The following is a 26,893-nucleotide window of genomic DNA, read 5'->3' as shown; positions in this document are numbered from 1 at the left end:
GTCCGGGTGCTCACACCGTGACGTGGACCGCCTCCACCCGGCTCGCCACCAGGTGGTCGCGTTCGCGGTGGGCCGCGCGGGAGCGCAGGCGCAGGATCTGTACGACGCCGAGCGCTTCGAGCACGAACACCGAGGAGAAGGCGATCCGGTAGTTGTCGCCGGTCGCGTCCAGCAGGACGCCGACGGCGAGCAGGGTCGTCATCGACGCGACGAAGCCGCCCATGTTGGTGATGCCGGACGCGGTGCCCTGGCGCTCGGGCGGGTTGGCGGGCCGGGAGAAGTCGAACCCGATCATCGAGGCGGGCCCGCAGGCGCCGAGCACCACGCAGAGCGTGATGAGCAGCCACATCGGCGTGTGCGGCGCGGGATACGCGACGACGGCCCCCCACAGCGCGGCCGTCGCCCCGACCGTCCCGAGGGCGAGCGGCAGCCGGGCCTCGTGGTGGCGCGCGATGAGCTGCCCGTACACCAGGCCGACGACCATGTTGGAGAGCACGACGAGCGTAAGGAGCTCACCGGCCGTGCCCCGGGAGAGACCCTGCGCCTCGACGAGGAACGGCATCCCCCACAGCAGCAGGAACACCATCGCCGGGAATTGCGTGGTGAAGTGCACCCACATCCCCAGGCGCGTCCCCGGCTCGCGCCAGGACGCGGCGATCTGACGGCGCACGTACGCGCCCCCGGCGTGCGCGGCGGGCGCGGGCTCATGGCCCTCGGGGTGGTCCTTGAGGAAGAGCAGCAGCAGGACGAGCACGACGACGCCGGCCAGCGAGCTGCCCGCGAACGTCTGGGTCCAGCCGAGGCCGTGCAGGGAGCGGGCGATGACGATGGTGGAGACGAGGTTGCCCGCCATCCCGAACAGCGCCGCGACCTGCGCGATCAGCGGCCCGCGCCGGGCCGGGAACCAGCGCGAGCCCAGCCGCAGCACGCTGATGAACGTCATCGCGTCGCCGCAGCCGAGCAGCGCGCGGGAGGCGAGGGCGGTGCCGTACGAGGGCGAGAGCGCGAAGCCGAGCTGGCCGAGGGTGAACAGCACGACGCCGAGGGTCAGCACCTTCTTGGTGCCGAGCCGGTCGACCATGAGGCCGACGGGTATCTGCATGCCGGCGTAGACCAGCAGCTGGAGTATGGAGAAGGTGGAGAGCGCGGAGGCGTTGACGTGGAAGCGGTCGGCGGCGTCGAGCCCGGCCACACCCAGGCTGGTGCGGAAGATGACGGCGACGAAGTAGACGGCGACGCCGATGCCCCAGACGAGGAGGGCCCGGCGGCCGCCGAGGGGAGCGGGTTCGCCGGGGCGCGGGCTCGGATCGCGGGGGCGTGCGGGGCCGCTGCCTTCGGGCCCGCTCATCGGGCTTCGCCCCGGACCAGGACCTTGACCCAGCTCAGGTGCTGGCGCACGCAGTGCGCGGCGCGCTCGGCGTCCCCGGCGCGGATGGCCTCCAGCATCTCCTCGTGCTCGACGATGTTCTTGGCGATCCGGTCGGGCTGGGCGTGCATCACGGCGACGCCCATCCGCAGCTGCCGGTCGCGCATCTGGTCGTAGAGCCGCGACAGGATGTCGTTCCCGGCGTTGCGCACGATCTCGGCGTGGAAGCAGCGGTCGGTGACGGCGACGGCGGCGAGGTCCCCGGACGCGGCGTTCGCCTTCTGCTCCGCCAGGAGCTCTTCGAGCCGCGTGATCAGCCGCTCGGGCGCGGGCACCGCCTTGCGTACGGCGAACTCCTCGACCAGGAGCCGGGTCTCGACCACGTCGGCGGTCTCCTGCGCGGAGACGGCGAGGACGAGCGCGCCCTTCTTGGGGTAGAGCCGGATCAGCCCTTCCACTTCGAGCTTGAGCAGCGCTTCCCGTACGGGCGTGCGCGAAACCCCGACGGCCTCGGCCAGCTCCCCCTCGGTGAGCAGCGTGCCGCCCTCGTAACGCCGGTCGAGTACGGCCTGCTTGACGTGCATGTACACGCGGTCGGCGGCGGGGGGCTGCTTGACGGACAGCTGCTTCACGGAAGGGGGCGCGGCGGGCATGCGCACAGGATAGATACAACGGGTGTACGTGAGAAAGGGGCGTCCGGATCACGGGACGGACGCCCCCTGCAGTGGATTCGCTCAGGTAGTGGATTCGCTCACGCCGTGGCGGCGACTCGGCTCAGGCCGTGGTGCTCTGGCCGGAGGCCTTCTCCAGCGCCCCCAGCACCCACCCCACGTTCTTCTTCTCCGTGACGACGAGCACCGGCGTCTCGCCGTCCCGGCACTCCACGACCAGCGTCTCGGCCGGGTAGTCGCCGCCGCCGGGGTCGGTCCAGTACGGGCGCCGGACGCGCTGCGGGACGAGGGTGCGCGGCACGGTCGTCCGGGCGAACGCGCCGGTCGGGTCGGGGGTGGTCGCGAACAGGCCCGGGCCGGTCACGAGATAGCCACCGCCGTTGCCCGCGCTGTAGGGCACCTCCCCGAGGACGGCGCCGGGGAAGATCTCCTCGCCGGTCCCGGGAGCGACCGGCTCGACCTCGATGGTGTCGTCCTCGGTCCCCCGTCGCGCGAGCACGAAGCCGGTGAGCAGGCACCCGGCCAGGCCGACGCCGACGGCCCCGGCGGTGCCGAGCAGGGCGTCCTGGACGCTGTCGGCCAGCAGGGCCAGACCGACGGCGACCCCGGCGGCGCCGAACGCGGTCAGCGTCGGCAGTGCGACCTGCCAGGGGTTGGCCTTGCGCGAGGAGCCCGAGCGCAGGGCCCACCAGTACGCGGACCACAGGAACCCCGTGCTGAAGACGCCGAGGCCGAGGCCCCAGGCGGCGAACGCGCGCCAGTTGCCGGTCGGTTCGGCGTAGGCGGACTGCCAGCCGTCCGCGAAGTGGACGGCCCGGATCTGGCCGCGCCAGTACCGGACATGGACCTGGCCAGGGGTCACGCTCCCGGCGCGCCCCTCAAGGCGGGCCCGGTCGGTCGTCCCGTCGGCCAGCTTCACGTACATCCAGTACGACGGCGTCTTGCGCCGTGCGTCCCGGGTGTGGTCGACGTGCGCGGGCACGGAGCGCAGACAGTCCTCGTCGGACGGGGGCGCGGACCGGGACTGGGCCTGCGACTGTGCGGGGCAGTCGACGGCGGCCCGGAAGTCGCGCTCCGATTCGAGCGCGCGCGGCATGTTCACCAGGAGCAGCCAGGCCGCGATGAGTGCGAAGGCGACGCCGAGCGTCGCGGAGTAGATGAGCCCGCCGCGGTTGCGCGAGCGCGATGAACCGTCCGTTGTACGGGACGGCTTGTCCTGTTTCGGTACCACGCAGTCATTCTGCGCCTACAGATCAAGCCGGAGCGACAAGATCGCGTCAAGATCCGAGGTGACCGCGATTGCCCTCGAAAACAGCCGCGGCCCCCGGCGCGCCGTTCAACGGCCGGGGGCGCGACTGCGTCAACTGCCGGGCTGCTACGCCCAGGTGATGAGCCGCTTCGGCTGCTCCAGGATCGCGGCGACATCCGCCAGGACCTTGGAGCCGAGCTCGCCGTCGACCAGGCGGTGGTCGAACGACAGCGCCAGGGTGGTGACCTGACGCGGCTTCACCTTGCCCTTGTGGACCCACGGCTGGAGCTTGATCGCGCCGACCGCCAGGATCGCCGACTCGCCGGGGTTGAGGATCGGCGTGCCGGTGTCGACGCCGAAGACGCCGACGTTGGTGATCGTGACCGTACCGTTCTGCATCGCGGCGGGCGACGTCTTGCCCTCGCGAGCGGTGGACACCAAGTCACCGAGCGCGGCCGCGAGTTGCGGCAGCGTCTTGTCGTGGGCGTCCTTGATGTTCGGGACGATCAGACCGCGCGGGGTGGCGGCCGCGATGCCGAGGTTCACATAGTGCTTGAGGACGATCTCCTGCGCCGCCTCGTCCCACGACGCGTTGACGTCGGGGTTGCGCTTGATGGCGACCAGCAGGGCCTTGGCGATGAGCAGCAGCGGGTTGACCCGCAGACCCGCCATCTCCTTGTCGCCCTTGAGCTCCTCGACCAGCTTCATCGTGCGGGTCACGTCCACCGTCACGAACTCCGTGACATGCGGGGCCGTGAACGCCGAACCCACCATCGCCGCCGCGGTCGCCTTGCGTACGCCCTTGACGGGGATACGGGTCTCACGGGCACCGGCGGGCTGAACTTCCGCCGTGGGAACGGGCGTTGTTTCACGTGAAACGTCGACTGGCTCGGCCACCGGAGCGGGCGCGGCGGCCGCGTGGACGTCCGCGCGGGTGATGATGCCGTCCGGGCCGGTGGGGACCACGGTCGCCAGGTCGATGCCCAGGTCCTTGGCCAGCTTGCGGACCGGCGGCTTCGCCAGCGGCTTGGCCACCGGCGGGGCCGCATGGCCGTTCAGCTCGGCCTGGACGGCCGCGGCCGCCGCCTGCTCGGGAACCGAAGCCCCCTTGCGCGGACGGCGCTTGGTCGAGGACTCGGCGACGCCGTATCCGACGAGGACCGGCTGACGGCCCTTGGGCTCGGCGTCCTCAGCCTCTTCGGCGGCCTCCGTGACGAGGGCCGCGGCTTCAGCGACAGCCTCGGCGACCGGCTCACCGGAGCCCGGCGCCACGTCCACCGAGATGATCACCTCGCCGACGTCCACCGTCGTGCCCTCGGGGAAGCGCAGCTCGTGCACCACACCGTCGTAGGGGATGGGCAGTTCGACGGCCGCCTTCGCCGTCTCCACCTCGCACACGACCTGGCCGTCCGTGACGGTGTCACCGGGCTGGACATACCACTTGAGGATCTCCGCCTCGGTGAGCCCCTCGCCGACGTCCGGCATCTTGAACTCGCGGAAGCGGGCAGAAGTTTCAGTCATGGTCACGGGACTCCTCAGTACGCCAGCGAGCGGTCGACGGCGTCGAGCACCCGGTCAAGGCCCGGCAGGTACTCCTCCTCCAGGCGCGCCGGCGGGTACGGGGCGTGGTAGCCGCCGACCCGGAGCACCGGGGCCTCCAGGTGGTAGAAGCTGCGCTCGGTGATCCGCGCGGCGATCTCCGCGCCCGCGCCGTAGAAGACCGGCGCCTCGTGGACGACCACCAGACGGCCCGTCTTCTCCACCGACGCCTGCACCGCGTCGAAGTCGATCGGGGACATCGAGCGCAGGTCCACGACCTCGACCGACTTGCCCTCTTCCTGGGCCGCGGCGGCCGCCTCAAGGCAGACCTTCACCATCGGGCCGTAGGCGACCAGGGTGAGGTCCGAACCCTCGCGGACCGTACGGGCCTTGTGCAGCGGGCCGGGAATGGCTTCGGTGTCGACCTCGCCCTTGTCCCAGTAACGCCGCTTCGGCTCGAAGTAGATGATCGGGTCGTCGCTCTGGATGGCCTGCTGCATCATCCAGTACGCGTCCGACGCGTTCGAGGGCGAGACCACCTTCAGGCCCGGGACGTGCGCGAACAGCGCCTCGGGCGACTCGCTGTGGTGCTCGACCGCGCCGATGCCGCCGCCGTAGGGGATACGGACGACGACCGGCAGCTTGATCTTGCCGAGCGCGCGGGCGTGCATCTTCGCGAGCTGGGTGACGATCTGGTCGTACGCGGGGAAGACGAAGCCGTCGAACTGGATCTCCACGACCGGGCGGTAGCCGCGCAGGGCCAGACCGATCGCGGTGCCGACGATGCCGGACTCGGCGAGCGGGGTGTCGATGACCCGGCCCTCGCCGAAGTCCTTCTGCAGCCCGTCGGTGACGCGGAAGACGCCGCCGAGCTTGCCGACGTCCTCGCCCATGATGAGGACCTTGGGGTCGGTCTCCATGGCCTTGCGCAACGATTCGTTGATCGCCTTGGCGATGGGAAGCTTCTGTACGGTCATGGCTACTTGCCCTCCCCATCCGCGAACGACGCCTGGTAGGCCGCGAACTGGGCCCGCTCCTCGTCGACGAGCGCGTGCCCGTCGGCGTAGATGTTCTCGAAGATCGCCATCCGGTCGGGGTCGGGCATGGCCCGCACCGCCTCGCGCACGCGCTTGCCGAGCGTCTCCGACTCCTCCTCCAGGGAGGCGAAGAAGGCCTCGTCGGCGTGGCCCGCCTTCTCCAGGTAGGTGCGCAGCCGCAGGATCGGGTCCTTGGCCTCCCACGCCTCGCGCTCCTCGTCCGCCCGGTACTTCGTCGGGTCGTCGGAGGTGGTGTGCGCGCCCATCCGGTACGTGAACGCCTCGACCAGGGTCGGGCCCTCGCCGCGCCGGGCGCGCTCAAGGGCGGACCGGGTCACGGCCAGGCACGCCAGGACGTCGTTGCCGTCGACGCGAACGCCCGGGAAGCCGTAGCCCTGGGCGCGCTGGTAGAGCGGCACCCGGGTCTGCTTCTCGGTCGGCTCCGAGATCGCCCACTGGTTGTTCTGGCAGAAGAACACGACCGGGGCGTTGTAGACGGCGGAGAACGTGAACGATTCCGCGACATCGCCCTGGCTGGAGGCGCCGTCGCCGAAGTAGGCGATGACCGCCGAGTCCGCGCCGTCCTTGGCCACACCCATGGCGTAACCGGTCGCGTGCAGCGTCTGCGAGCCGATGACGATCGTGTACAGGTGGAAGTTGTTGCTGTTGGGGTCCCAGCCGCCGTGGTTCACACCGCGGAACATGCCGAGCAGATTGGTGGGGTCGACCCCGCGGCACCAGGCGACACCGTGCTCGCGGTACGTGGGGAACACGTAGTCGTCGTCGCGCAGGGCGCGGCCGGAGCCGATCTGGGCGGCCTCCTGGCCCAGCAGCGAGGCCCACAGACCCAGCTCGCCCTGGCGCTGCAGTGCGGTGGCCTCGGCGTCGAAACGCCGGGTCAGCACCATGTCGCGGTAGAGACCGCGCAGCTCCTCGGGGCTCAGGTCAACGTCGTAGTCAGGGTGCTCGACCCGCTCGCCCTCGGGCGTCAGCAGCTGTACGAGCTGGGGATCGGCGACAGCCTTCCCGGCGCTGCTACCGGTGCGCTTGCTGCTGCGTCGCGGTTTGCGCGCGGCAGTGCTCTCCACGGTCACGTGCGTGCTCCTCCGTCTGTCCGGCCCCCGGGTTCGCCGGTGTGGCCAGTTGCGGCTCCTCGCCTGCTTCCGGTCGCGGGTGCACGGGGGTGGGTGCGCCTCGCCGGGACAGGCGTGACAGGTGCCCCGGCGAGCGCCCTGTCATAGGCACGTTACCCAGTGCTGCGCATTACTGCGAAACCCCATTTGACCTGCGATTTTGCTTGGATTTCCAAGTAAATCCGGAAAGCGGGGAACAACCACTGGTCACAGCACTGATGACAGCCTTGCAGGCCGCCGGAACAACGGCACGTTATCCCGGTCACCTGCGGCACGGGAAGAGCGAATGTGTGAGACTGATTCCGTGCGCGAACCAGGCAAAATCACCGTATTCCTGCTCGACGACCACGAAGTGGTCCGCCGTGGCGTCCACGAAATGCTCTCCGTCGAGGACGACATCGAAGTGGTCGGCGAGGCCGGCACCGCGGCGGATGCCCTGGTCAGGATCCCCGCGACCCGTCCGGACGTGGCGGTGCTCGACGTCCGGCTACCGGACGGCAGCGGCGTGGAGGTCTGCCGCGAGATCCGGTCACAGAACGAGGACATCAAATGCCTGATGCTCACGTCGTTCGCCGATGACGAGGCCCTGTTTGACGCGATTATGGCCGGTGCGTCCGGTTACGTCCTCAAGGCGATCCGGGGCAGCGAACTGCTCTCGGCGGTACGCGACGTGGCGGCCGGCAAGTCCCTCCTCGACCCGGTCGCGACCGCCCGCGTCCTGGAACGCCTCCGCGACGGCGGCGCCCGCAAGGGCGACGACCGCCTGTCGAACCTGACGGAGCAGGAACGAAAGATCCTCGACCTGATCGGCGAGGGCCTGACGAACCGGGTGATCGGCGAACGCCTGCACCTGGCGGAGAAGACGATCAAGAACTACGTGTCATCACTGCTGTCGAAGCTGGGAATGGAGCGACGGTCCCAGGCGGCGGCGTATGTGGCCCGCCTGCAGGCGGAGAGGCATTAGCCCCCTTCGGCTGCGGATCGTGCCGGGTTGCTCGCGCAGTTCCCCGCGCCCCTGAGATGGGCCCTTCGGGCCCTCCTGGGGGCGCGGGGAACTGCGCGACAAGCCCCCACCGGCGGCCAGACGAACGACACCCGCCGGAGGCTTTCGGGAAGGGGCGGGACGGGGAACAAGCCCGCCGCAGGCGCCCCCTGCCGCCGACGCGGATTCGGGACCTAGGGCCCGCCCCCCAGGGGCCCCCGGCACTGTCGGAGGGTGTAGCACCGGCACGAGAGTGGACCCATGTCCACCGAGGAAACCCGCGCACTCGACCTCCTCCACCGAGTCTCGTACGGCCGCATAGCCACCAGCATGCGAGCCCTCCCCTTCGTGGCCCCGGCCAGGCACATCGTGGTCGACGGCCGCGTCATCCTCCGCATCCACGCGGGCCTCGGCTACCACGAAGCCTGCGCGGGCAGCGTCGTGGCATACGGCGCCGACAACCTTTGCGCAGGCGAAACCGCGTGCGGAAGCACGGCCGCCGGCCACCTCTGGTCCGTCCAGTTCACCGGCACCGCCGAACCCGTCACCCCCACCCCCGCAGAACTGGATATGTTCGGCCCGGCCCCCCGCCACGTGGACGGCGAGGACTTCGACCCGGTCTACCTCCGTATCGAACCCCAGTTCGTGACCGTCCACTCCCTGGACTATTCCCCAGAGCGACACCTGCGCAACGCCGCGTGATCTAACATCTGGCGCGTGCCGCGCTCATATGCAACCCCGCCCGTGAGGGACCTGCTGCGCCGATACACCTCGCTGGGCGAGCCGCTGGCCTGCGAACCCGTCGCCCAGGGCCTCCTCAACCGCGGTTACCGCCTGGCCACCACCCGGGGCGAGTACTTCCTCAAGCACCACCTCGACGGCGACCACCAGGCCATCGCCCGCCAGCACGACGCCACCCGCCGCCTCCAGACACTCGGCATCCCCGTCGCACCCCCGGTGCCGGACGACGACGGCGAGACCGTCACCGTGCTCGGCGGCCGCTGCTACGCCCTGCACCCGTGGGTCCACGGCCGCCACCGCGACGGCGCCCAGCTCGGCGCCGTCGGCTCCCGGCGGCTCGGCGCGCTGCTCGGCCTCGTACACACCTGCCTGGAAGAGGTTATGGAGGGGCGCGCCCCGGCGGCACCGACGGACCCGCAGGCGGGTGCGCAGACGGACCCGCAGACAGGGGCGCAAAGGGGCGCACAACCGCGCGCACACGCGGGCGTACAACTGCCCATCCAGGCGCACGCATACACGCATTCGCAAACAACCGCACAAACAGGCGCACGGACAAGCGCACCGGCGGACGCACGCCCCGCCACCCACGCCAGCGCCGACCCCGCCGACACCTTCGCCCTCATCGACGACCTGCTCGTCCGCACCCGCCGGCGCCGCCCCCGCGACTCCTTCGACGAGCTCGCCGAACACCGGCTGCGCGAACGCCGCGTCCTCATCGAGGAGCACGCCCACCGCCGCCCGCCCGCGCAGCCCGCCGGCGGCTGGGTGCACGGCGACTTCCACCCCCTGAACCTGCTCTACCAGGGCAAGGAACCCGCTGCGATCGTCGACTGGGACCGCCTCGGCGTCCAGCCCCGCGCGGAGGAGGCGGTACGGGCCGCCGTGATCTTCTTCGTCCGCCCGGCCGGGGAGTTGGAGCTGGACAAGGTACGCGCGTACGCCCGGGCGTACCGGAGCGCGACCGGCGCCGACCCGGCCGAACTCGCCGCCGCCGTCCACCGCGTGTGGTGGGAACGGCTCAACGACTTCTGGATCCTGCGCTGGCGCTACCAGCTCCACGACCGAAGGGCCGACCCGCAGTTCCCCGCGGCGTCGGCCCTGGCGGTCTGGTGGACCAGCGAATACGAGGCGGTCTGCGAGGCGTTCGCGGGCTAGCCCTCGAACGGCCCCGTATTCAGCCGCCGTTGGACGCGCGGCCGCACAGCGGTCGACGCGCCCCGGACGTCACCCGATCTTGGGCGTGCTGCCACCGGCGCTCTGGCCCCCGGCGGTCGGCCCGGCAGTGGTGCCCGTCGTACCGGACGAGGTGCCCGTGCTCGTTCCGGACGTGGTGCCCGTGCTCGTCCCGGTCGAAGTGCCCGTGGTGGTGCCCTCCGTGCCGGTGCTCGTACCGGTGCTGGTGCCCTCCGTGCCGGCGCTGGTGCCCGAGTCGGTGCCCGTGCTCGTGCCCTGGTCCGTGCCGGACGTCGTCCCCGAGGTCGTCCCCTGGTTCGTGCCCGATGTCGTACCGGACGTCGTCCCCTGGTTCGTCCCCGGCTTCGGCGAGGTCGACTTGTGCGGCTTGCGCGACGGCCGGTGGGTCGGCTCTTCGTCGCTGCCGCCGGTCGTCGTGTTCTGGTCCTGCCCCTTGCTGCTCTGGTCGTCCGGGGTCGGCGAGGTCTGCGACTCGGACTGCGACGGGGTGTTGGAGACCGTCGGGTGCTTGGCCGGCCCGTTGCTGTCCTTCTTGTTCGCCGCGTTGATCGCGAAGGCCACGCCCGCCGCGATCGCGATGATCGCGAGCACCACGAACAGGAGCACCTTGCCCCGGCCGCCGCGGCGGCGGCCGCCGTTGCCGTGGTAGCCGTTGCCGTTGTAGCCGCCCTGGCCGTAGCCGCCGTCGTACCCGCCGTCGTCCGGGTTCATCGGCGGCAGGATCGGACCGCGGAACTGCGAGGTCTCCCCGTGCATGGGGTGGCCCATGGCCGTGGTCGGTGCGGTCATGCCCATGGCGGGGGTGTGGGCGCCCTCGTGCATCACCGCGACCGGGCCGGTGTTCCAGGTGCCGGTGTGGCCGCCCTGCGCCTGGAGCATCTGCAGTCCGTACTGGACCAGGCCGCGCATCTCCTCGGCGGACTGGAAACGGTCGTCCGGGTCCTTGGCGAGAGAACGCATGACGAGCCCGTCGAGTTCCGGCGGCGCCACATCGGACACGTTCGACGGCGGAACCGGGGTGTCCTGCACGTGCTGGTACACCACTGACAACGGTGTCTCGCCGGTGAAGGGCGGGCGCAGCGCGAGCAGTTCGTACAGCAGGCAGCCGGTCGCGTACAGGTCGGAGCGGTGGTCGACGGCCTTGCCGAGCGCCTGCTCGGGCGAGAGGTACTGCGGCGTGCCCATGACCATGCCGGTCTGGGTCATCGTCGACTGCGCGCCGTGCAGGGCGCGCGCGATGCCGAAGTCCATCACCTTGACCGCGCCGGCATGCGTGATGATCACGTTCGCGGGCTTGATGTCGCGGTGCACGATGCCGTGCTGGTGCGAGTACGCCAGCGCCTCCAGGACGCCGGAGACGATGATCAGCGCCTGCTCCGGAGGCGGCGCGTCCGCATCCACCAGCAGATCGCGGATGGTGCGGCCCTCGACCAGCTCCATCACGATGTACGGGACGGTCTGGCCGCCCACCACGTCCTCGCCCGAGTCGTAGACCGCCACCACCGCATGGTGGTTGAGGCCGGCCACCGACTGCGCCTCGCGCGTGAAGCGGGCCTTGGAGACCGGGTCCTCGGCGAGGTCGGGGCGCAGCAGCTTCACCGCGACCGTACGGCCCAGGCGTACGTCCTCCGCCGCGAAGACCTCCGCCATGCCGCCGCGGCCGAGCCGGTGGGTCAGCCGGTAGCGGCCGTCACCGACGAGTCCGCCGACCCACGACTCGTGATCCTGCGCATCGGCCATCCCGGCGCCGTTTCCCTCGGGTTCGGGTGCCATCAGTCCTCGCCGTCGTGTCTGGCCGCGTCAGCGGTGGTTCCTTACAGTCTTACGGTCACGCGCAGTGCCTTGCTGCCTCGTCGCGGCCTGGTCCTGCTGGTACTGCCGGTGTGCCCTGCTGGTCTGCGTCCTACTGGTTGTGCAGTAGTGCACGCTACAGCGTTCGCGCGGGGCGCCGGATCGGGATGGACCGGCCATCCAATCGGTTCCGCGTGTACCCATGCAAATTCGATGCGATTCCTGTAACGCTTACGAGACGCTTCTTGCGCGTACGGTCACGGAACGGGCACTCGGCTTGACGTGTCGTACCCCTCGGGCAGACTTGCCTAGAAAATTTCAAGGATCATCACTGGCCACCGCGCCAAGGGGGAAGCACAGTCATGAGCCAGGACGGCGCACAGGGCCGCTATGCGGGCGGCTCCATCGCGGGCGGGCGCTACCAGCTGCGCGACCTCCTCGGCGAAGGCGGCATGGCCTCGGTCTACCTGGCGTACGACGCCGCGCTCGACCGCCAGGTGGCCATCAAGACCCTGCACACCGAACTCGGCCGAGAAGCGTCCTTCCGCGAGCGCTTCCGCCGCGAGGCCCAGGCCGTCGCCAAGCTCCAGCACACCAACATCGTGTCCGTCTTCGACACCGGCGAGGACGAGCTGGGCGGCGCGACCATGCCGTACATCGTCATGGAGTACGTGGAGGGCCAGCCGCTCGGCTCGGTGCTGCACACCGACATCCAGCACTACGGCGCGATGCCCGCCGACAAGGCCCTCAAGATGACCGCCGACGTCCTGGCGGCCCTTGAGGTCAGCCATGAGATGGGCCTGGTCCACCGGGACATCAAGCCGGGCAACGTGATGGTCACCAAGCGCGGCGTGGTCAAGGTCATGGACTTCGGCATCGCGCGCGCCATGCAGTCCGGCGTCACCTCGATGACGCAGACCGGCATGGTCGTCGGCACCCCGCAGTACCTGTCGCCCGAGCAGGCGCTCGGCCGCGGCGTCGACGCCCGCTCCGACCTGTACTCGGTCGGCATCATGCTCTTCCAGCTGCTCACCGGCCGGATCCCGTTCGACGCGGACTCGCCGCTGGCGATCGCGTACGCGCACGTCCAGGAGGAGCCGGTCGCGCCCTCCTCGATCAACCGCTCCATCCCGCCGGCCGTGGACGCGCTGGTCGCCCGCGCGCTGAAGAAGAACCCGAACGAGCGCTTCCCCAGCGCGGCCGCGATGCGCGACGAGATCGCCCGTATCTCGGCCAGCGGCCAGACGGGAGCTGCCCCGGTGATCACCGGCGGCGCCCCGGTCTCCAGTGGTCAGGGCGTCGGCTCGGCGGTCTTCCCGCCGCTGGACTCCTCGGCCCAGCAGGGCTACCAGGGCAGCGTCCAGACGCCGTACCAGGCGAGCCCGTACGGCCCGCCGACCCCGGCCCCGACGCCGCAGCCCTCGTACGGCTACCCGCAGCAGCAGATGCAGCAGCCGGCCCCGATGGCCCAGCAGACCCCGCCGCCCTACACGATCTCGCCGACCGGCCCGAGCGCCCCGGCCGTCGGTGGTTCTTCTTCGAAGAAGAACACGCCCGTGATCGTCGGCGCGATCGCCGTCGCCGTCCTCGCGGTCGGCGGTCTGGTCGCGGCGCTGATGATGAACAGCGGCGGCGACTCGGGCAAGGCGGGCGACTCCAAGGCCTCCGGCTCCGCCGTCGCGGGCCACAAGGACCCGGAGCGCAACCGCACGCTGGACACAACCAAGTGCACCAGCCCGCAGAAGTCCGCCCTCGACCCGTCGAAGGTCCAGGCGCCCGACTTCACCTACAAGGACATCCTGTCGGTGAAGTCCTGCATCCAGGCCGCGGGCTGGAAGCTCAACACCAACGCGGTCGACAACGGCCAGTGGGGCCAGGACGTCGTGGTGACCCAGTTCCCGGCGGCGGGTGTGGACGTGGACCCGAAGGAAGCCCAGTTCTCCCTGACGGTGTCGACGGGCAACCCGCCGCAGCAGTAGGCACGGTGACGCGCGCGCCGCCCCCGTACCCCGGGTGGCGCGCGCGAGATGCCACACATGTCGGCCCGTGTGACGCTGGCTGCATGGCTTCAGGGCTCCGGACACTCGGCGCGGGCACCGCGCTGGCGGGCCTGCTGTTCCTGACCCCGCCGGTGTACGCGAACGAGCTGTTCCTGACTCCGCTGGCGTACGCGAACGGGCTGTTCCTGGCTCCGCCGGCGTACGCGGACGAGAGGTCACCGGCGCCGGCCACGCCCTCCCTGTCGCTCGACCAGCGGCTGGCGGGCCGCAAGGCCGGAGAGGGGCGAGCGCGTCCGGGCCGGGCGCCGGAGACCCTCCCGTACGTACCGGACGCATCGGCGGAGCCGATCCCCGCGGCCGTCCCCACACCCACGCCGCCCGTGGCTCCGCCGAGCGCGCTCCCGGCGGCCGCCGCCCGCAAAAAAGCGTCACCGGGCCGCCTCTCGACGTCGTCCGAGCTACGAGTGCACGTACTGTCGATGGGAGCGGGCCTCGCACTGACGGGACTGGGCCTGGCCTTCCTCGCACTGCGCCTGCGCCGCCCATAGCACGACGTGCGGTTCAGCTCCCGGAATCGGGGTGGATCACCTCTCTTCGGGGGCACAACGTGATGTGAGGCACGTGTGCGAGAGAATGGACGGCATGGAGATGCCGAGGAACGAACAGTCGCCGGACAGCCCCCACATCCTGGTCGTCGGACAGGACGGTATGGCCATCGGCGGCGGTGACGACGAGTCGCGCGAGGTCCCGGTGACGGAGATGGTCGAACAACCCGCGAAGGTCATGCGCATCGGCAGCATGATCAAGCAGCTTCTGGAAGAAGTGCGCGCGGCTCCTCTGGACGAGGCGAGCCGTGTACGCCTGAAGGACATCCACGCGTCGTCCGTCAAGGAACTGGAAGACGGCCTGGCCCCGGAGCTGGTGGAGGAGTTGGAGCGCCTCTCCCTCCCCTTCACGGACGAGGCGATCCCGTCCGAGGCGGAACTGCGCATCGCGCAGGCCCAGTTGGTCGGCTGGCTGGAAGGCCTCTTCCACGGCATCCAGACGGCCCTGTTCGCCCAGCAAATGGCAGCCCGAGCCCAACTGGAACAAATGCGCCGAGCCCTCCCGCCCGGCGCCCCCCACGACGAGGACGACGGGGCGGGCGTGCGGTCGGGTCCGTACCTGTAGGTGGTGGGGGCCGGGGCGAGGCCCCGGCTACCCGCAGCCCACACACGGGGGTCCGGGGCGGAGCCCCGAGCGGGGTGCAGGGGGCGGCAGCCCCCGCCACCCACCCGCCCCCAGCCGGGGTCGTACGGGCGCAGCCCCGCTCACCCACCCCAGCGAGGCACGCGGCCCCACCCGCCCCCAGCGGGGTGCAGGGTGCGCAGCCCTCGCCGGGGTCCAGGGGCGGAGCCCCAGGGGGTTGCAGGCCCGCGCGGGGTCCGGGGGCGCAGCCCCCGGGAAACCCCCCTCCCACCTCAACCCCCGCCCACCCCCGGAGGGTTCAGGGAAGGGGCGGGTCGGGGGCAAAACCCCTCACACCACCAACAGCACCTTCCCCACATGCCGCCCCGCCTCCAGCGCCCGATGCCCCGAAGCCGCATCGGCCATCGGCACCACCTGATCCACCACCGGCCGCACCCGCCCGGCCGGAATCAGCGGCCACACATGCTCCCGCACCGCCGCCACGATCGCCGCCTTCTCCACCGAAGGCCGCCCCCGCAGCGTCGTGGCCGTCACAGCCGCCCGCTTGGCCATCAGCGCCCCGAGGTTGAGCTCGCCCTTGACCCCGCCCTGCATCCCGATGACGGCGAGGCGCCCGTTCACCGCCAACGCCCGCACATTCGGGTCGAGATACTTCGCGCCCATGATGTCGAGGATGACGTCCGCCCCCGCGCCGTCCGTCGCCTTGCGGATCTCCTCTACGAAGTCCTGCGAGCGGTAGTCGATCAGGATGTCCGCCCCCAGCTCCGCGCACCGCGCCAGCTTCTCGGGCCCGCCCGCCGTGACGGCGACCCGCGCCCCCACCGCCTTGGCCAGCTGAATCGCCATCGTGCCGATCCCGCTGGCGCCGCCGTGTACCAACAGCGTCTCGCCGGGCCGCAGATGGGCCACCATGAACACGTTGGACCACACCGTCGCCACGGCCTCCGGCAGCGCCGCCGCGACCGTCAGCTCCACACCCTCCGGCACCGGCAGCAGCTGCCCGACCGGCACCGCCACCTTCTCCGCGTACCCGCCGCCGCTCAGCAGCGCGCACACCTCGTCGCCGACGGACCACCCGGACACCCCGGGCCCCAGCGCGACGATCCGCCCGGAGCACTCAAGCCCCGGATACGGTGACGCCCCCGGCGGCGGGTCGTAGAACCCCTGCCGCTGCAACACATCCGCACGGTTGACGGCCGCCGCCGCCACCTCGACGAGGACCTCGCCCTCGCCCGCCACGGGATCGGGCACCTCGGCCCACACCAGCGCTTCGGGACCACCCGGCTCAGGAATCGTGATCGCATGCATGCGACCGACGCTACTCCGCCGCACCCTCCGCGGCCCCGCCGCCCGCCCGTACGATCGTGATCAGCCGGTCGGTGAGCCGCAGCGGGCTGGCCTCCGCGTCGTCGTACGCGAGCAGCCGGTGCCCGCGCAGCACACTCACCGTCAGGTCCTCGGTCTCCCGGACCCCGCGCCCCACCTCGCTCTTCTTCACCGGCCGCTCCACGAGGTCGAGCCCGCTGCCCTGCTGGATCAGATCCTCCATCACCGTGCCCGCGCTCGGGCTGAGCACCGAGAGGCCGAGCAGCCGCCCCGCCGCACTCGCGCTCGTGATCACCGCGTCCGCCCCGGACTGCCGCAGCAGCGGCGCGTTCTCCTCCTCCCGCACCGCCGCGACGATCTTCGCCCCCCGGTTGAGCTGGCGTGCCGTCAGCGCGACCAGCACCGCCGTGTCGTCGCGCTGGGTGGCGATGACGATCTGACGGGCCTTCTGGAGCTCGGCCCCCAGCAGCACATCACTGCGGGTCGCGTCCCCGACGACCCCGACGAACCCCTCCGCGTTGGCCGCCTCGATCACCTTCACGCTCGGGTCGACGACCACGACCTGCTCCTTCTTGAGCCCGGTCGCACACAGCGTCTGGATCGCCGAGCGCCCCTTCGTACCGAAGCCGACGACGACAGTGTGATCTCGCAAGTTCGCCTTCCAGCGGTTGAGCCGCCACTCCTCACGGGTCCGTTCCGTGAGGACCTCAAGAGTCGTGCCGACCAAGATGATCAGAAAGAGCACGCGCAGCGGAGTCACCAGCAGGATGTTGGTCAGCCGCGCGCTGTCGCTGTACGGAACGATGTCGCCGTAACCCGTCGTGGAGAGCGTGACGGTGGCGTAATAGGCGGCGTCGAGGAGATCGAGGGTGTCGTTGGCGTTGTCGTGGTAGCCCGCACGGTCGATCCACACGATGAACGTGGTCAGTATCAGCACGCTGAGCGCCATCAACAGCCGCTTGCCGACCTGCCGCAGCGGCTTGTCCACGACCCTGCGCGGCAGCTTCACCCGCCGGGTCTCCAGCTTCTCGCCGGCCTGGCGGGCGATCGCGTCCTGGCCGGGCAGTTTCACGTGAAACACCGCCCGGATGTAGGGCAGTTGAGACCGCGCTCGGAATCAAGGTGCGATGTTTCACGTGAAACACAAGCCATACATACGGGACTTGAGGCGAAGCCGACACTACGAACGGCACCACGGACGGCATGTTTCACGTGAAACACCCTTCCCCCGAGCCCAGTTGAGCCCAGGGAAGATCCAGCACCTCGACTTCCTGCCCGGCCCGCGCCCCACCCGGCGCCACGACCGCGAGCCCGTCCGCCGCCGCGATCCCACGCAGCATCGCCGGCCCGTTGTAGTGCAGCGGCACGACCTGCCCCGCCCGGTGCACCACGGGCACGAGCCGCGTGTCATGCGGATGCCCATGGACCTCGTCGCGCAACTGTGCGGTGTACGGGGCGGTGTGCGCGGCAGCGCCCACCCGGCCCGCGATTTCCCACAGCAGCGGCTCGGCGAGAGTGAGCAGCGCGGAGACGGCCGCGAGCGGATTGCCCGGCAGCCCTACCAGGAACTTCCCGGCACCGAGCCGGGCCAGCAGCATCGGGTGCCCCGGCCGGACGGCGACGCCGTCCACCAGCAGCTCACCACCTGCCGCCCGCAGCACGGGATGGACATGGTCGACGGGTCCGGCCGCCGTACCGCCGGTCGTCACGACCACGTCCGCCTCGGACCCGGTGACGGCGGCGAGCAGCACGTCCGCGTCGTCCTTGAGCCGCCGCGTCGCGACGACCTCCGCGCCCAGCATGCGCAGCCAGGGCCCGAGCATCGGCCCGAGCGCGTCCCGGATGAGCCCTTCCTGCGGAAGCCCGTCGGCCAGCAGTTCATCGCCGAGGACGAACACCTCGACGCGGGGCCGGGGCAGGGTGTACAGCTCGTCGTACCCGGCGGCCGCCGCGAGCCCCAGCACCGCCGGGGTGACCAGCGCGGCGGCGGGCAGCAGTTGGTCACCGGAGCGGCACTCCTGCCCGCGCGGCCGGATGTCCTGCCCGGTGACGACGTCCCGTTCGGCGTGGAGCAGCGCCTTGGCCGCGTCCGCACGGGCGTGCTCACTGCGGATGACGGCGGTCGCCTCGCCGGGGATACGGGCCCCGGTGGCGATCCGTACGGCCTCGCCGTCGGCGAGCGGGGCGGGCGCGGCGTGCCCGGCGAGAATGCCGTGCGCCTCGCCCCCGTCCCGGATGCGCCAGGGCCCGGGTCCGGCGACGACCCAGCCGTCCATGGCGGAGGTGTCGAAGGACGGCAGATCGGTGAGCGCGGTCAGCGGCTCGGCCAGGGTCTCGCCGAGCGCCTGCGCGAGCGGTACGCGATGGGTACGGCGGGGCACCGAGCGTCCGGCCTGGACGGCCGTGGCCCGGGCGTCGCCCCAGCGGGCAGCGCGGTGACGGCCCCGGGCACCGGGGGCCGGAACGGGGGCAGAGGCGGGCTTCCTGACCAGGGCAAGCGCCTCCTCCACGCCGTCGTCGACGGGTGACACGGATGAATCGGCCCCGGTCATGGGGTGGACTCACCCTTCTCGGCAGCGGCGTCGGCAGCGGCCTCGGCGGCCCAGAGGTTGGCGAGGGCGGCGGCCTTGCGTGCCGCCTCGGCCACATCCGTACCCTCTCCGCCCGCCTTCGCCGCCGCGTACCCGACCAGAAAGGTGGTCAGCGGCGCGGCGGGCCGGGCCACGCCATGCGCGGCGTCCCGGGCCAGGTCGAGCAGCACGCCGGTGTCGACGTCCAGGTCGATGCCCAGTTCGTTCTTGACTGCGGTGATCCATTCGTCCAGCACGTTCCCATGCTCCCTGATCCGGGCGCGGGCCGCCGCGATGTCCTCCCAGGTGTCGCAGTCGAAGGACGCGAGGGGTTCGGGGGCTGCGAGCCGACCGAGATCGAGTTCCGACGTCAGCAGGCGCAGGGGAAGCCCGGCGAGCCCCCCGTGCTCGGCCGCCAGAAGAGCGAGCTCACGGCGCAGCGGCTCGGCACGGTAGACGGCGACGAGCGGCTGAACCCGCCCGTCACGGTCCACGCAGAGCACACCCTCGCGCTCGCCCACTTCGCGCAGCAGGGCCTCGACGGTGGGTTCACCGAGGAAGGGCAGGTCGGCGGAGAGTACGAGAACGAGCGGGGCCGAGGTCCGCCGAACCCCGGCGTCGAGGGCGGCGAGAGGCCCACCGCCGGGCGGATCCTCCCGGGCCCAGGAAACGGGTCGCGCGGTCGCCCGCCGCCCCCCGACCACCACGGTCTCCCCGGCCCCGGCACAGGCGGCCAGCACCCGATCGATCAGCGCCCGCCCGCCCACCCGCACCCCGGGCTTGTCCACCCCGCCAAGCCGCCGAGCGGCCCCTCCGGCGAGCACGATGGCGTCATAGGGCGTCGTCATCCCAGCAGTATGCGGCGCCGGGGGCGTGTGGGGGGATTGCCGGGGCGCAGCGGGGCCACGGCCGAGCGGGTGGGCGCGCCCCCGAGCAGGGGAGCGGGCCGGGGCGGCGGAATCTGCCCAACCGCCCCGCCGAACCCGCCCGCCGCGCTCTCTTCCCGCTACAGCGACCGCAACAGCACCGCAGGCTGCTCCACGCAGTCCGCGACGTACCGCAGGAAGCCGCCCGCCGTCCCTCCGTCGCAGACCCGGTGGTCGAACGTCAGCGACAGCTGGACGACCTGACGTATCGCCAGCTCACCCTGGTGCACCCACGGCTTGGCCATGATCCGGCCCACGCCGAGCATCGCCGCCTCGGGGTGGTTGATGATCGGCGTGGAGCCGTCCACCCCGAACACCCCGTAGTTGTTCAGCGTGAACGTCCCGCCGGTCAGGTCCCCGGGGGTCAGCGTCCCGGCCCGGGCGGCCTCGGTGAGCCGCGCGAACTCCTTGCTGAGCGAGGCCGCGTTACGGGCGTGCGCGTCCCGCACCACCGGCACGACCAGGCCCCGCTCGGTCTGCGCGGCGAAGCCCAGATGCACCGAGGGCAGCCGTACGATCTCCCGCGCCGCCGTGTCCACCGTCGAGTTCAGCTCGGGGTAGCGGTCCAGCGCGGCCGTGCAGATCCGGGCCAGCAGCGCCAGTACGGAGATCTTCGGGCCGCCCACCGCGTTCATCGCGGCCCGCGCCGCCATGAGCTCGGTGGCGTCCGCGTCGACCCAGCATGTGGCGTCCGGGATCTCGGTCCGGCTGCGTGCCAGCTTGTCGGCGACCGCGCCCCGTATCCCGCGCAGGGGTATGCGCGTCCCGGCAGCGGCGGGCTCGGCCGCGACCGGTACCGGCTCGGGCTCGGCCCGCAGCGCCGACTCCACGTCGGACCGCAGGATCAGCCCGTCCGGCCCGGACCCGGTCAACTCCCGCAGATCCAGCCCGTTCTCCCGGGCCAGCTTCCGTACGAGCGGCGAGATGACCGCCACCGGCCCGCCCTCCACCGGCGCACCGGCGGCCCGGGAAGCAGACGCGGACACCGGCGGCCCGGCGGGCACAACCGGCACAGCGGCAGGCGCGCCCACCGGTACCGGACGCACCCGGCGCCGCCGCCGCACGGCCTCCCCCGTCCCGTACCCCACCAGCACGTTCCCGGAGTACTCCGACGACTCGGCCTCTGCCGCGGCCGCGCTCGGCTCCCCGACCGCCACCGTCAACAGCGGCGCGCCGACGGGCAGTTCCGTGCCCTCCTCGCCGAACCGCGCGGTCACCACACCGCCGTACGGGCAGGGCACCTCGACCATCGCCTTGGCGGTCTCGACCTCGACGACCGGCTGGTCGATGGCGACGACGTCGCCCACCGCCACCAGCCAGCGAACGATCTCCGCCTCGGTGAGGCCCTCGCCGAGGTCCGGCAGCTTGAATTCCAGGACCTGGGCCATCAGCTCTCCGCCTCCCACTGCAGCCGCGCCACCGCGTCGAGCACCCGGTCGACGCCCGGCAGATGGTGCTTCTCCAGCATCGGCGGCGGGTACGGGATGTCGAACCCGGCGACCCGCAGCACGGGCGCCTCCAGGTGGTGGAAGCAGCGCTCGGTGATCCGGGCCGCTATCTCGCCGCCGGGGCCGCCGAAGCCGGTCGCCTCATGGACGACGACCGCCCGGCCGGTGCGCCGCACCGACGCGCAGACCGTCTCGTCGTCGAAGGGCACCAGCGAGCGCAGGTCGACGACTTCGAGGTCCCAGCCCTCGGCTGTCGCCGCCTCGGCCGCCTCCAGGCAGACCGGCAGCGACGGGCCGTACGTGATGAGCGTGGCGCTGCGGCCCGGGCGGCGCACGACCGCCTTGCCTATGGAGGCGACGTGCGCGGGCGCTTCCGGCAACCAGTCGGCCTTCGACCAGTAGAGCCGCTTGGGCTCCAGGAAGATCACCGGGTCGTCGGAGGCGATGGCGGCCCGCAGCAGCCCGTACGCGTCCTCGACGGTGGCGGGCGTGACCACATGGAGCCCGGGGGTCGCCATGTAGTACGCCTCGGAGGAGTCGCTGTGGTGCTCGACGCCGCCGATGCCGCCGCCGTAGGGCACCCGCACCACCAGCGGCATCGCCATGGCGCCGCGCGTGCGGTTGCGCATCCGCGAGACATGGCTGATCAGCTGCTCGAACGCGGGATAGGCGAACGCGTCGAACTGCATCTCCACCACGGGCCGCAGCCCGTACATCGCCATGCCGACCGCCGTGCCGAGGATGCCGGCCTCGGCGAGCGGGGTGTCGGTGCAGCGGTCCTCGCCGAACTCCTTGGCGAGCCCGTCGGTGATCCGGAAGACTCCGCCGAGCGTGCCCACGTCCTCTCCGAGGACATGGACCGAGGGGTCCTCGGCCATCGCGTCGCGCATGGCGCGCTGCAGCGCCTGCGCCATGGTGGCGGGCTTCGCCGCGACCGTGGTCATCGCTCCCCCTCCTCGTGCGCCGCCAGCTCCGCCCGCAACTGGGCTTCCTGTTCGCGCAGTTGGGCCGTCTTCTCGGCGTACACATGGGCGAAGAGGTCCATGGGGTCGAGCTCGGCGTCGGCGTTCATCCGCTCGCGCAGGGCGGCGGCCATCGTCTCGGCGGCCTCGGCCGCAGCCCGTTTCTCGCTGTCGTCGAGGAATCCGCGGCTGGTCAGCTCGGCCTCCAGGAGCCGGATCGGGTCGTGGTCGCGCCACGCCTCCACCTCGGCGTCGACGCGATAGCGGGTGGCGTCGTCGGCGTTGGTGTGCGCCTCGATCCGATAGGTCACGGCCTCGATCAGGGTGGGGCCGCCGCCGCGCCGGGCGCGCGCGACCGCGTCGGCCAGCACCTCGTGGACCGCCGCCGCGTCGTTGCCGTCGACGAGCCGGCCCGGCATGCCGTACCCGACGGCCTTGTGGGCCAGGGAGGGCGCGGCGGTCTGCTTGGCCAGCGGCACGGAGATCGCGAAGCCGTTGTTCTGCACCAGGAAGACGACCGGGGCCTGCCAGACGGCCGCGAAGTTCAGCGCCTCGTGGAAGTCGCCCTCGCTGGTGCCGCCGTCGCCGACCATGGCGAGCGCCACCACGTCGTCGCCCTTGAGCCGGGCCGCGTGCGCCAGGCCCACCGCGTGCGGGAGCTGAGTGGCCAGCGGGGTGCACAGCGGGGCGATGCGGTGCTCGTGCGGGTCGTATCCGGTGTGCCAGTCGCCGCGCAGCAGGGTAAGGGCCTGTACGGGGTCGAGCCCGCGGGCGACGGCGGCGAGGGTGTCCCGGTAGCTGGGGAAGAGCCAGTCCTGCTCCTGGAGGACCAGCGCGGCCGCGACCTCGCAGGCCTCCTGGCCGGTCGAGGAGGGGTAGACGGCGAGGCGGCCCTGCTTGGTGAGGGCGGTGGCCTGCGCGTTGTACCGCCTGCCGCGGACCAGCTCCGCGTAGAGCCGCAGCATCAGGGCGCGGTCGAGCGGGGCGTCCGTGCCGAGCACGCGGTACGGCTCGGGGTCCGGGAGCAGCGGGGCGGGGTCGGTGCGGGGCCTCCAGGCAGGGGGAGGGGTGGGCCGGTAGGCGGCGGCACCGGCACCGGGCAGCTCTTGGACCGTCATGACGAAGCACCTCCTCTTGGGAGCGGAAGGAGGCACGGCAGTGTGATGCGCCTCACCTACCGATTGTTCGGTCGTGAGGGCATTTTGGCTACAGGCACCGCGAGCCTGTGGACAAACGGTTCTGCACAGCCTGGGATAGAGACAGGTCGTCCATGCTAGGGAGGCGGGGGGACATGGCAGCTGAACAAATGGCCGACGAGGGCCAGGGTGCGGGCGCACGGCCGCTGGACGCCGTGGACCGCGACATCCTGCGCATGCTCCAGACGGACGGTCGCGCGTCGATACGCTCCGTGGCCGAGCAGGTGCACGTCTCGCGCGCCAACGCCTACGCCCGGATCAACCGGCTCCTCGACGACGGGGTGATCCGCGGATTCACCGCGCGCGTGGACCACGAAAGGGCGGGGCAGGGAGCGTCCGCGTACATCACGCTCAAGATCGTGCAGAACTCCTGGCGCACGGTGCGCGAACAGCTCCAGGCGCTGCCGGGCGCCGCCCATATCGCCCTGGTCAGCGGCGACTTCGACGTACTGCTCCTGGTGCACTCGCCGGACAACCGGGCGCTGCGCGAACTGGTCCTGACCAAGCTCCAGTCGATCCCCGAGGTGCTGTCCACGCGTACGTTGCTGGTCTTCGAGGAGACCGACCTGGACCCAGGCCCCGGCGCGCCCTAGGTGCAGTACTTCTTGAGGAAGGCGAGCACCGTCGCCCAGTTCTTGGCGTCGCCGAGCAGCGAAACCCCGTGGTCGGCAACGCCCTTGAGCTCGTAGAGCCTGTTCTCCGGCGCCTTGGTGCTCGCCTTGCTGAGCTGCACGGCCGCGTCCCCGAAGGGGCTGTCGTCCGCGCCCGCCATGTAGAGCACCGGCGAGGTGAGCTTGGGCGCGGCCGCCAGCGCGTCGTCGGCGCCGTAAGCGGTGGGGCCGGAGAGCGAAACGACCGCGTCGGGCCTCGGCTCCAGCACGGTGGCCGCCTGGATGACGGCGGTCCCGCCCTTGGAGGCGCCCATCAGGAGCAGCTTCCAGGCGCCCTTGGCGCGCAGATAGGCGGCCGCTCCACTGACCTCGGCGACGTCGTCGCCGGTGGAGTTCACGGCGAGCACCTGGAAGCCCGCCCCGCCCAGCTCGACGGCCTTGTCCTTCCACTGGCAGACGTTGCCGTCCGCCTGGTGCGCGAGCACGATCCCCGTATTGCCGTGTCCCGTGAAGAAACCGGCCGTCCCGGCCCCGTCGGTGGCCTTGAAGACGATCGAGCCCGACTTCGCCTGTTCGGGCGTCAGACAGCCGAAGTCGTCGCCCTTCTTAAGAGAAGGGGCCGCTTGCGGGGATACGGTCGCCTGCCCGCTCACCGTCTTGTTCGGCGCCGTGTGCTTGTCGCCGCCGCCGGAACAGCCGGACACCGTCAGCCCCACGAGCAGCGTCATGGCGCACACGGACACAGCGGCAGCACGACCGTCCACGGCATTCATGACCGTGGATGGTGAGCTGGATCTACCGGACAGTCAACGGTCCGCGCACGTCAGGGACGGTTGCGCAGCCCGTCGAAAGCCATATGGACGACGGCCTCGGTGACCTGGGCGCGGTCCGCCTCGCCGTCGCGCTGCGGGCGGTACCACTCCACCAGCGAGTTCACCATGCCGAACAGCAGCCGGGTGGCCAGGCGTATGTCCATGTCGGAGCGGAGGTCCCCGTCCGCGGCGGCGGCCTTGAGCAGGTCGGAGACCCGCTGGTCGAACTCCCGGCGGCGCTCCATCGCCCAGCGCTCGGTCTTGGTGTTGCCGCGTACGCGCAGCAGCAGCGTGACGTACGGAACCTCCGCCATCAGCACCTCGACCGTACGGCGGGTGACGTACTCGACCCGCTCGATCGCGCGCCCGCGCGTGGCCCCCGGCTCGTCCAGAACGGCGAACAGGCCGTCGATGGCCCGGCTGACGGCCCGCCGCAGCAGTTCCTCCTTGCCGGAGACATGGTGGTAGATCGACGACTTGGAGATCCCCGCCGCCTTCGACAGGTGCTCCATCGACGTGCCGTCGTAGCCGCGCTCGTTGAAGACCCGCACGGCGACCGTGAGCAGGGTCTCCGGGGTGTATGTGTCCCGCTTGGCGGTGGTCATGAGGCGGTCTCCTCGCCGTTGCTGTACGACTGCCGGTAGAGCGCGAGCGAGGGGGCGTAGCGCCCGCCGGGGCAGCGCTGGTGCATTGCGGTGAGCAGGTCGTACGCCCAGTCCCGGCCGAGCCTGCGGTTCCATTCCACGGGCCCCAGCGGGTAGTTGACGCCAAGGCGCATCGCGGTGTCGACGTCCTCGGCCGAGGCGACGCCCCGGGCGACCGCGTCGGCCGCGAGGTCCGCGAGCATCGCGACCGTACGGGCGACGATCATGCCCGGTACGTCGCCGATGACGCTGACCTTCTTGCCCAGCTTCTGGAAGAGCCCCACGGCTTCGGCCACCGCGCGCGTGGAGGTGTCCTCGCTGGCGGAGAGCGCGGTACGGGTGGCGCCCCGGTAGTCGAGGGCGAGGTCGAAGTAGACGACGTCCGCGTACTCCACGGAGGTGCGCCCATCGGCCGGGACGAGCTGGCCGTCGCCGGGCAGAGCGATGTAGGGGCCGCCCGACTCGACCGTCTTCACGTCGATACCGGCTTCGCGCATCATCGCGACGAGCTCGGCGGCCGGACCGAGGTCGCCCACGACGGTGACGGCCGCGGGGGCCTCGGCGGGCTCGGCGGTGTGCGGCTCGGGCCGCACGGCGCCCTCCCCGTACGCGTACCAGCCGCGACCGCTCTTGCGGCCGTGCAGCCCCGACTCGACCAGGCGGCGCTGGGCCAGCGACGGGGTGAACTTGGGGCTGTGGAAGAAGGCCTCCCACACCGAGCGGGTGACCGCCTCGTTGACGTCCTGGCCGATCAGGTCGGTGAGCTCGAAGGGCCCCATCGCGAAGCCGCCGCTCTCGCGCAGCACGGCGTCGATGGTGGCCGGCTCCGCGCCGCGCTCCTCGTAGACCGCGAAGGCCTCCGCGTAGAAGGGCCGGGCGATGCGGTTGACCAGGAATCCGGGGGTGTCGGCGCAGCGCACCGGGGTCTTGCCCCACGCCTTCGCCGTCTCGTACGCGCGCGTGGCGGCCGCCTCGTCGGTCGCGAAGCCGCTGACCACCTCGACGAGGGGGAGCAGCGGCGCCGGGTTGAAGAAGTGCAGCCCGACGAACCGGCCCGGGTGGCGCAGGACGCCCGCGACGGCCGTGACCGACAGGGACGAGGTGTTGGTGGCGAGCAGGCAGTCCTCGGCGACGATGTCCTCCAGCGCCGCGAACAGCTCCTGCTTGACCGGCAGTTGCTCCAGCACGGCCTCGACGACCAGCGCGGCGTCCGCGAGCTCGCTCAGCGCGTCGGCCGGGTGCAGCCGGTCCACGGCGGCGTCGCGGTCGGCCGATGCGATCCGGCCTTTCTCGACGAGCCGGTCGAGCCGGGCGGCGACGGCGTCGGCGGCCTCTTGCGCCCGGCCCGGGACGGCGTCGTACAGCCGCACCGGATGGCCTGCCACCAGCGCGACCTGCGCGATGCCCTGCCCCATGGTCCCGGTGCCGACGACGGCGACGGCCCTGTTCGGCCCGATGGCCCGGCTCTCTTCGATGGCGGTCATGACGCGATCCTCCCCGATGAGTT

Annotated in this window: 24 protein-coding genes; 7 read left to right on the top strand and 17 right to left on the bottom strand. The window is 71.6% G+C overall.

What is annotated here, in order from left to right:
* Window positions 1-10: 10 nt before the first annotated feature.
* The 6 genes from ACT1U9_RS15980 to pdhA (ACT1U9_RS15955) all read right to left on the bottom strand — a co-directional run bounded on the left by ACT1U9_RS15980 (window position 11) and on the right by pdhA (ACT1U9_RS15955) (window position 6,956).
* A complete protein-coding gene (locus ACT1U9_RS15980) occupies window positions 11-1,348 on the bottom strand; it encodes an MFS transporter (RefSeq protein ID WP_444538939.1) in 1,338 nt (445 codons plus the stop codon).
* Window positions 1,345-2,019, bottom strand: a complete 675-nt coding sequence (locus ACT1U9_RS15975; protein WP_444538938.1) for a GntR family transcriptional regulator — start codon at window positions 2,017-2,019, stop codon at window positions 1,345-1,347. The genes ACT1U9_RS15980 and ACT1U9_RS15975 overlap by 4 nt, the downstream gene beginning before the upstream one ends.
* Window positions 2,020-2,140: 121 nt before the next feature.
* A complete protein-coding gene (locus tag ACT1U9_RS15970) occupies window positions 2,141-3,268 on the bottom strand; it encodes a hypothetical protein (protein WP_444538937.1) in 1,128 nt (375 codons plus the stop codon).
* 144 nt (window positions 3,269-3,412) lie between these two features.
* The gene (locus ACT1U9_RS15965; protein WP_444538936.1) at window positions 3,413-4,807 is read right to left on the bottom strand and encodes a dihydrolipoamide acetyltransferase family protein; all 1,395 of its coding nucleotides are present in this window, start codon (window positions 4,805-4,807) and stop codon (window positions 3,413-3,415) included.
* A 14-nt stretch (window positions 4,808-4,821) separates the two neighbouring features.
* Complete coding sequence (locus ACT1U9_RS15960; RefSeq protein WP_444538935.1) at window positions 4,822-5,802, bottom strand: alpha-ketoacid dehydrogenase subunit beta; 981 nt, start codon at window positions 5,800-5,802, stop codon at window positions 4,822-4,824.
* 2 nt (window positions 5,803-5,804) lie between these two features.
* Window positions 5,805-6,956: a pyruvate dehydrogenase (acetyl-transferring) E1 component subunit alpha gene (pdhA, locus tag ACT1U9_RS15955; protein ID WP_188276760.1), complete on the bottom strand. Its 1,152-nt coding sequence runs from the start codon at window positions 6,954-6,956 to the stop codon at window positions 5,805-5,807.
* A 343-nt stretch (window positions 6,957-7,299) separates the two neighbouring features.
* Between pdhA (ACT1U9_RS15955) and ACT1U9_RS15950 the strand changes: the two genes are divergently transcribed.
* The 3 genes from ACT1U9_RS15950 to ACT1U9_RS15940 all read left to right on the top strand — a co-directional run bounded on the left by ACT1U9_RS15950 (window position 7,300) and on the right by ACT1U9_RS15940 (window position 9,873).
* Complete coding sequence (locus ACT1U9_RS15950; protein ID WP_444538934.1) at window positions 7,300-7,959, top strand: response regulator; 660 nt, start codon at window positions 7,300-7,302, stop codon at window positions 7,957-7,959.
* Window positions 7,960-8,238: 279 nt separating this feature from the next.
* Window positions 8,239-8,679: a pyridoxamine 5'-phosphate oxidase family protein gene (locus tag ACT1U9_RS15945; RefSeq protein ID WP_444538933.1), complete on the top strand. Its 441-nt coding sequence runs from the start codon at window positions 8,239-8,241 to the stop codon at window positions 8,677-8,679.
* A gap of 15 nt (window positions 8,680-8,694) precedes the next feature.
* Window positions 8,695-9,873: a phosphotransferase gene (locus ACT1U9_RS15940; RefSeq protein WP_444538932.1), complete on the top strand. Its 1,179-nt coding sequence runs from the start codon at window positions 8,695-8,697 to the stop codon at window positions 9,871-9,873.
* A gap of 69 nt (window positions 9,874-9,942) precedes the next feature.
* Here the strand turns inward: ACT1U9_RS15940 and ACT1U9_RS15935 are convergent, their stop codons facing one another.
* Window positions 9,943-11,685 (bottom strand): protein kinase domain-containing protein, encoded by a 1,743-nt coding sequence (locus tag ACT1U9_RS15935; protein WP_444538931.1) that lies wholly within the window; start codon window positions 11,683-11,685, stop codon window positions 9,943-9,945.
* Window positions 11,686-12,065: 380 nt separating this feature from the next.
* Here ACT1U9_RS15935 and ACT1U9_RS15930 point away from each other — a divergent pair, with 380 nt between their 5' ends.
* The 3 genes from ACT1U9_RS15930 to ACT1U9_RS15920 all read left to right on the top strand — a co-directional run bounded on the left by ACT1U9_RS15930 (window position 12,066) and on the right by ACT1U9_RS15920 (window position 14,873).
* Complete coding sequence (locus ACT1U9_RS15930; RefSeq protein WP_444538930.1) at window positions 12,066-13,682, top strand: protein kinase domain-containing protein; 1,617 nt, start codon at window positions 12,066-12,068, stop codon at window positions 13,680-13,682.
* Between the two features lie 83 nt (window positions 13,683-13,765).
* Window positions 13,766-14,251: a hypothetical protein gene (locus tag ACT1U9_RS15925; RefSeq protein ID WP_444538929.1), complete on the top strand. Its 486-nt coding sequence runs from the start codon at window positions 13,766-13,768 to the stop codon at window positions 14,249-14,251.
* 94 nt (window positions 14,252-14,345) lie between these two features.
* The gene (locus tag ACT1U9_RS15920; RefSeq protein WP_444538928.1) at window positions 14,346-14,873 is read left to right on the top strand and encodes a bacterial proteasome activator family protein; all 528 of its coding nucleotides are present in this window, start codon (window positions 14,346-14,348) and stop codon (window positions 14,871-14,873) included.
* 348 nt (window positions 14,874-15,221) lie between these two features.
* Here the strand turns inward: ACT1U9_RS15920 and ACT1U9_RS15915 are convergent, their stop codons facing one another.
* From ACT1U9_RS15915 to pdhA (ACT1U9_RS15885), 7 genes are all read right to left on the bottom strand, one after another.
* Window positions 15,222-16,199, bottom strand: a complete 978-nt coding sequence (locus tag ACT1U9_RS15915) for an NAD(P)H-quinone oxidoreductase (protein ID WP_444538927.1) — start codon at window positions 16,197-16,199, stop codon at window positions 15,222-15,224.
* A 10-nt stretch (window positions 16,200-16,209) separates the two neighbouring features.
* Entirely contained in the window at window positions 16,210-17,289 is a 1,080-nt protein-coding gene (locus ACT1U9_RS15910) for a potassium channel family protein (protein ID WP_444539127.1), read from the bottom strand.
* Between the two features lie 136 nt (window positions 17,290-17,425).
* Window positions 17,426-18,769 carry a molybdopterin molybdotransferase MoeA gene (locus ACT1U9_RS15905; protein ID WP_444538926.1) on the bottom strand — a complete coding sequence of 448 codons (1,344 nt, stop codon included), beginning with the start codon at window positions 18,767-18,769 and terminating at the stop codon, window positions 17,426-17,428.
* Entirely contained in the window at window positions 18,766-19,635 is an 870-nt protein-coding gene (locus tag ACT1U9_RS15900) for an NTP transferase domain-containing protein (protein WP_444538925.1), read from the bottom strand. Before ACT1U9_RS15900 ends, ACT1U9_RS15905 begins: the two co-directional genes overlap by 4 nt.
* Before the next feature lie 158 nt (window positions 19,636-19,793).
* On the bottom strand, window positions 19,794-21,101 hold the full coding sequence (locus tag ACT1U9_RS15895; RefSeq protein ID WP_444538924.1) for a dihydrolipoamide acetyltransferase family protein: 1,308 nt from the start codon (window positions 21,099-21,101) through the stop codon (window positions 19,794-19,796).
* On the bottom strand, window positions 21,101-22,105 hold the full coding sequence (locus ACT1U9_RS15890; RefSeq protein ID WP_444538923.1) for an alpha-ketoacid dehydrogenase subunit beta: 1,005 nt from the start codon (window positions 22,103-22,105) through the stop codon (window positions 21,101-21,103). Before ACT1U9_RS15890 ends, ACT1U9_RS15895 begins: the two co-directional genes overlap by 1 nt.
* Complete coding sequence (pdhA, locus tag ACT1U9_RS15885; RefSeq protein ID WP_444538922.1) at window positions 22,102-23,241, bottom strand: pyruvate dehydrogenase (acetyl-transferring) E1 component subunit alpha; 1,140 nt, start codon at window positions 23,239-23,241, stop codon at window positions 22,102-22,104. The genes ACT1U9_RS15890 and pdhA (ACT1U9_RS15885) overlap by 4 nt, the downstream gene beginning before the upstream one ends.
* Window positions 23,242-23,414: 173 nt before the next feature.
* On the opposite strand from pdhA (ACT1U9_RS15885), the gene ACT1U9_RS15880 reads away from it, so the two are divergent.
* Complete coding sequence (locus ACT1U9_RS15880; protein WP_444538921.1) at window positions 23,415-23,912, top strand: Lrp/AsnC family transcriptional regulator; 498 nt, start codon at window positions 23,415-23,417, stop codon at window positions 23,910-23,912.
* On the opposite strand, the gene ACT1U9_RS15875 is transcribed toward ACT1U9_RS15880, so the two are convergent.
* The 3 genes from ACT1U9_RS15875 to ACT1U9_RS15865 form a co-directional block, all read right to left on the bottom strand.
* Window positions 23,909-24,658 (bottom strand): alpha/beta hydrolase family protein, encoded by a 750-nt coding sequence (locus ACT1U9_RS15875; RefSeq protein ID WP_444538920.1) that lies wholly within the window; start codon window positions 24,656-24,658, stop codon window positions 23,909-23,911. The genes ACT1U9_RS15880 and ACT1U9_RS15875 overlap by 4 nt on opposite strands.
* A 95-nt stretch (window positions 24,659-24,753) precedes the next feature.
* The gene (locus ACT1U9_RS15870) at window positions 24,754-25,347 is read right to left on the bottom strand and encodes a TetR/AcrR family transcriptional regulator (protein WP_444538919.1); all 594 of its coding nucleotides are present in this window, start codon (window positions 25,345-25,347) and stop codon (window positions 24,754-24,756) included.
* Window positions 25,344-26,870, bottom strand: coding sequence for a 3-hydroxyacyl-CoA dehydrogenase (locus tag ACT1U9_RS15865; RefSeq protein WP_444538918.1), 1,527 nt, complete (start codon window positions 26,868-26,870; stop codon window positions 25,344-25,346). The genes ACT1U9_RS15870 and ACT1U9_RS15865 overlap by 4 nt, the downstream gene beginning before the upstream one ends.
* Between the last annotated feature and the right edge of the window lie 23 nt (window positions 26,871-26,893).

The sequence above is a fragment of the Streptomyces sp. BR1 genome (assembly GCF_052373795.1).
Lineage (GTDB): Bacteria > Actinomycetota > Actinomycetes > Streptomycetales > Streptomycetaceae > Streptomyces.
This window is presented reverse-complemented; position numbering and strand designations above follow the sequence as displayed.

What these genes read in the sequence shown, in the direction of transcription:
- ACT1U9_RS15980 (WP_444538939.1), bottom strand. Translation starts at nt 1,348, where the DNA reads ATGAGCGGGCCCGAAGGCAGCGGCCCCGCACGCCCCCGCGATCCGAGC.
- ACT1U9_RS15875 (WP_444538920.1), bottom strand. Translation starts at nt 24,658, where the DNA reads ATGACGCTGCTCGTGGGGCTGACGGTGTCCGGCTGTTCCGGCGGCGGC.
- ACT1U9_RS15920 (WP_444538928.1), top strand. Translation starts at nt 14,346, where the DNA reads ATGGAGATGCCGAGGAACGAACAGTCGCCGGACAGCCCCCACATCCTG.
- ACT1U9_RS15965 (WP_444538936.1), bottom strand. Translation starts at nt 4,807, where the DNA reads ATGACTGAAACTTCTGCCCGCTTCCGCGAGTTCAAGATGCCGGACGTC.
- ACT1U9_RS15890 (WP_444538923.1), bottom strand. Translation starts at nt 22,105, where the DNA reads ATGACCACGGTCGCGGCGAAGCCCGCCACCATGGCGCAGGCGCTGCAG.
- ACT1U9_RS15930 (WP_444538930.1), top strand. Translation starts at nt 12,066, where the DNA reads ATGAGCCAGGACGGCGCACAGGGCCGCTATGCGGGCGGCTCCATCGCG.
- ACT1U9_RS15915 (WP_444538927.1), bottom strand. Translation starts at nt 16,199, where the DNA reads ATGCATGCGATCACGATTCCTGAGCCGGGTGGTCCCGAAGCGCTGGTG.
- ACT1U9_RS15945 (WP_444538933.1), top strand. Translation starts at nt 8,239, where the DNA reads ATGTCCACCGAGGAAACCCGCGCACTCGACCTCCTCCACCGAGTCTCG.
- ACT1U9_RS15975 (WP_444538938.1), bottom strand. Translation starts at nt 2,019, where the DNA reads ATGCCCGCCGCGCCCCCTTCCGTGAAGCAGCTGTCCGTCAAGCAGCCC.
- ACT1U9_RS15895 (WP_444538924.1), bottom strand. Translation starts at nt 21,101, where the DNA reads ATGGCCCAGGTCCTGGAATTCAAGCTGCCGGACCTCGGCGAGGGCCTC.
- ACT1U9_RS15865 (WP_444538918.1), bottom strand. Translation starts at nt 26,870, where the DNA reads ATGACCGCCATCGAAGAGAGCCGGGCCATCGGGCCGAACAGGGCCGTC.
- pdhA (WP_444538922.1), bottom strand. Translation starts at nt 23,241, where the DNA reads ATGACGGTCCAAGAGCTGCCCGGTGCCGGTGCCGCCGCCTACCGGCCC.
- ACT1U9_RS15870 (WP_444538919.1), bottom strand. Translation starts at nt 25,347, where the DNA reads ATGACCACCGCCAAGCGGGACACATACACCCCGGAGACCCTGCTCACG.
- ACT1U9_RS15880 (WP_444538921.1), top strand. Translation starts at nt 23,415, where the DNA reads ATGGCAGCTGAACAAATGGCCGACGAGGGCCAGGGTGCGGGCGCACGG.
- ACT1U9_RS15960 (WP_444538935.1), bottom strand. Translation starts at nt 5,802, where the DNA reads ATGACCGTACAGAAGCTTCCCATCGCCAAGGCGATCAACGAATCGTTG.
- ACT1U9_RS15925 (WP_444538929.1), top strand. Translation starts at nt 13,766, where the DNA reads ATGGCTTCAGGGCTCCGGACACTCGGCGCGGGCACCGCGCTGGCGGGC.
- ACT1U9_RS15935 (WP_444538931.1), bottom strand. Translation starts at nt 11,685, where the DNA reads ATGGCACCCGAACCCGAGGGAAACGGCGCCGGGATGGCCGATGCGCAG.
- ACT1U9_RS15905 (WP_444538926.1), bottom strand. Translation starts at nt 18,769, where the DNA reads ATGACCGGGGCCGATTCATCCGTGTCACCCGTCGACGACGGCGTGGAG.
- ACT1U9_RS15900 (WP_444538925.1), bottom strand. Translation starts at nt 19,635, where the DNA reads ATGACGACGCCCTATGACGCCATCGTGCTCGCCGGAGGGGCCGCTCGG.